Origin of the sequence: Arthrobacter sp. CAL618 (assembly GCF_000468215.1) — a bacterium.
Classification (GTDB): Bacteria; Actinomycetota; Actinomycetes; order Actinomycetales; family Micrococcaceae; genus Arthrobacter_D.
In genome coordinates, this window is sequence record NZ_ASZW01000201.1 from 1 (window position 1) to 2,510 (window position 2,510).

At 65.6% G+C, this 2,510-nt stretch carries 2 protein-coding genes; one reads left to right on the plus strand and one right to left on the minus strand.

The window, feature by feature from the left end; genetic code table 11:
* Positions 1 to 59 precede the first annotated feature (59 nt).
* Positions 60 to 1,547, minus strand: a complete 1,488-nt coding sequence (locus K728_RS0112285; RefSeq protein ID WP_272942583.1) for a glyceraldehyde-3-phosphate dehydrogenase — start codon at positions 1,545 to 1,547, stop codon at positions 60 to 62.
* Between the two features lie 230 nt (positions 1,548 to 1,777).
* Here K728_RS0112285 and K728_RS0112290 point away from each other — a divergent pair.
* A partial coding sequence (locus tag K728_RS0112290) for an ACT domain-containing protein (protein ID WP_024476900.1) occupies positions 1,778 to 2,510 on the plus strand: 733 nt, incomplete at its 3' end.

The window sequence follows — 2,510 nt, forward strand, 5'->3', positions numbered from 1 at the left end:
GGTTCTATGGTCGCCCCCACAGGTCGCCTCGAGGGGCGCCTTCGTGCGGGCGGCGTGTTTCAGCCCGCCGAGGCCGAGGACCGCACGGTCGCGGCGACGGGTTCCTTGGCCGGGAACGACGGCGGGTTCACGCCGGCCATCTCTTCCATCACCCGGACCACCTGGCAGCTGTAGCCGAACTCGTTGTCGTACCAGACGTAGAGCACCAGGTTGGTGCCGTTCGCGATGGTCGCCAGTCCATCGACAATCCCGGCCCGGCGGGAGCCGACAAAGTCGGTGGAGACGACGTCGGGCGAGTCGATGTAGTCGACCTGTTTGCGCAAATCGGAGTGCAGCGACGTTTCGCGCAGGTAGGTGTTGACCTCGTCCTTACTGGTCCCGTCGGCCAGGGTCAGGTTGAGGATTGCGATCGAGACATCGGGGGTCGGCACACGGATGGAGCTGCCGGTCAGTTTGCCCTCGAGCTCGGGGAGCGCCTTAGCGACGGCCTTCGCCGCACCGGTCTCGGTGATGACCATGTTCAGCGCCGCTGAACGGCCACGCCGGTCACCCTGGTGGAAGTTGTCGATCAGGTTCTGGTCATTGGTGAACGAGTGCACCGTCTCCACATGCCCGTGCACCACACCGAACCGGTCATTGATGGCCTTCAACACGGGGGTGATGGCGTTGGTGGTGCAGGATGCGGCGGTGACGATCTGGTCCGTGGGCAGAATGGTGTTGTGGTTGATGCCATGCACAATGTTCTTCAGCGCACCCTTGCCCGGCGCCGTCAGGAGCACCCGGGCAATGCCCTTGCTCTGCAGGTGCTTGGACAGCCCTTCCTCGTCGCGCCAGCGTCCGGTGTTGTCGACCAGCAGGGCGTCCTTGATGCCGTAGGCGGTGTAGTCGACGGTGGACGGGTCGTTCGAGTAGATCACCTGGATGTGCACGCCGTTGGCGGTAATCGTGTTGGCTTCTTCGTCGATCCGGATGGTGCCCTCAAAGCTGCCGTGCACCGAGTCGCGGCGGAGCAGGCTGGCCCGCTTCATCAGGTCGTTGTCGGCGCCCTTACGGACCACAATGGCGCGCAACCGCAGCCCGTGGCCACCGCCGGCCTTCTCGATCAGGAGCCGTGCCACCAGGCGGCCGATGCGCCCGAAACCATAGAGTACGACGTCGGTGCTGGTGCGTTCGTCGGCCCCGCGCTTGTCGACGACGTCGGCCAGCTCCGCGCGGAGGAAGTCCTCCAGGGAGGCGCCACCGCCGTCGGCCTTGAACTTCTGGGTCAGCCGGGCAATATCGATGGCCGCGGCGCCCAGATCAAGGTCCACCAGGGTGCGCAGGAGCGGCGCAGTTTCCTCGAGGAACAACTCTTCCTTGCTGATCCGGCGGGCAAACCGGTGGGCTTTGAGGATGTTCATGGCCGATTTATTGATGAGGCTGCGGCCGTGGATGCTGATCACCACGTTGTTTTCGCGGTACAGCCGCCCGATGACGGGGATCATTCCCTCCGCAAGAGCCTCTCGGCTCATCCATGTGTCAAGGCATTCCGATGGGTCGCGGTGCACTGTCAATCCCTTCCTGCCGCTGGGTTCTCCAGCGTTGTGTGCGGCCCGCCGCGGACCTGGTCGAATAGGTCTGGCGCGGCTGGCTCATGCGCGCGTCCGCCCGGACGACGGCGTCGGGGGCGGGGATGGTGCGCGGGTGATAGGTCAAGAATATCGTCCCGACGCCGATTGGCGGTAAATGGTCACGGCGACGCAACGCAGCCGAAACAGCCAGCGCGCATGCTGGAGCCATGAAGCGACCCCTGTCCCATGCGGCGACGGCCGATCTGATCTGTGATTCGTGCGGCCAACTCCCCGAGCCGGGAAAGACCAGGGTGACGCTGGCTAATGTGGCGGTGATGCTGCCCATCGAACTGCTGGTGCATGCGGCGGTGATCAGCACGGACCTGCCGTACCTGGCGAAGGTTCTGGTGCTCGCATTCACGGCCACGGCACTGGTGATCTGGGTCGCCGATCCCGCGGCCGCCAGGTTGCTGCGTTCGTTCCTGCATGCCCCGGCGATCCGGCGGCGACGTCGACTCGACGCTGCCGCCGCATTGTGGCGGGCCCGGGTCCTGGTGTGGGACGAACCGGGTGCGTTGGAGCGGATCACCCGGCGGCTCGCTCGGCTCGACATCAATATCCTCAGCATTCACGTGCACCCGGCAGAGTCCGGCACCCTCGACGAGTTTGTCCTGTCAGCTCCCGGCGGTCTCCGGGAAGACGACATTGTGGAAGCCTTGCTCGACGGCGGTGGGCGGGTGCCCAGCATCTGGCCGACGACGGCGTTGGCCCTCGCCGATGGTCAAACCAAGGCGTTGACACTCGCCGCCCGGTTGACGCGCGATCCCGGGGAACTGCGGCATGTGGTGGCCGAGCTGTTGTCGGCCGAGGTGGTGCATCCCTGGGAGGTGGCGCCGTCGTCGTCCGCTGACCAAACGATCCTGAAGATTCCCACCGCCTGGCACGGGCCGCTGGTGTTCC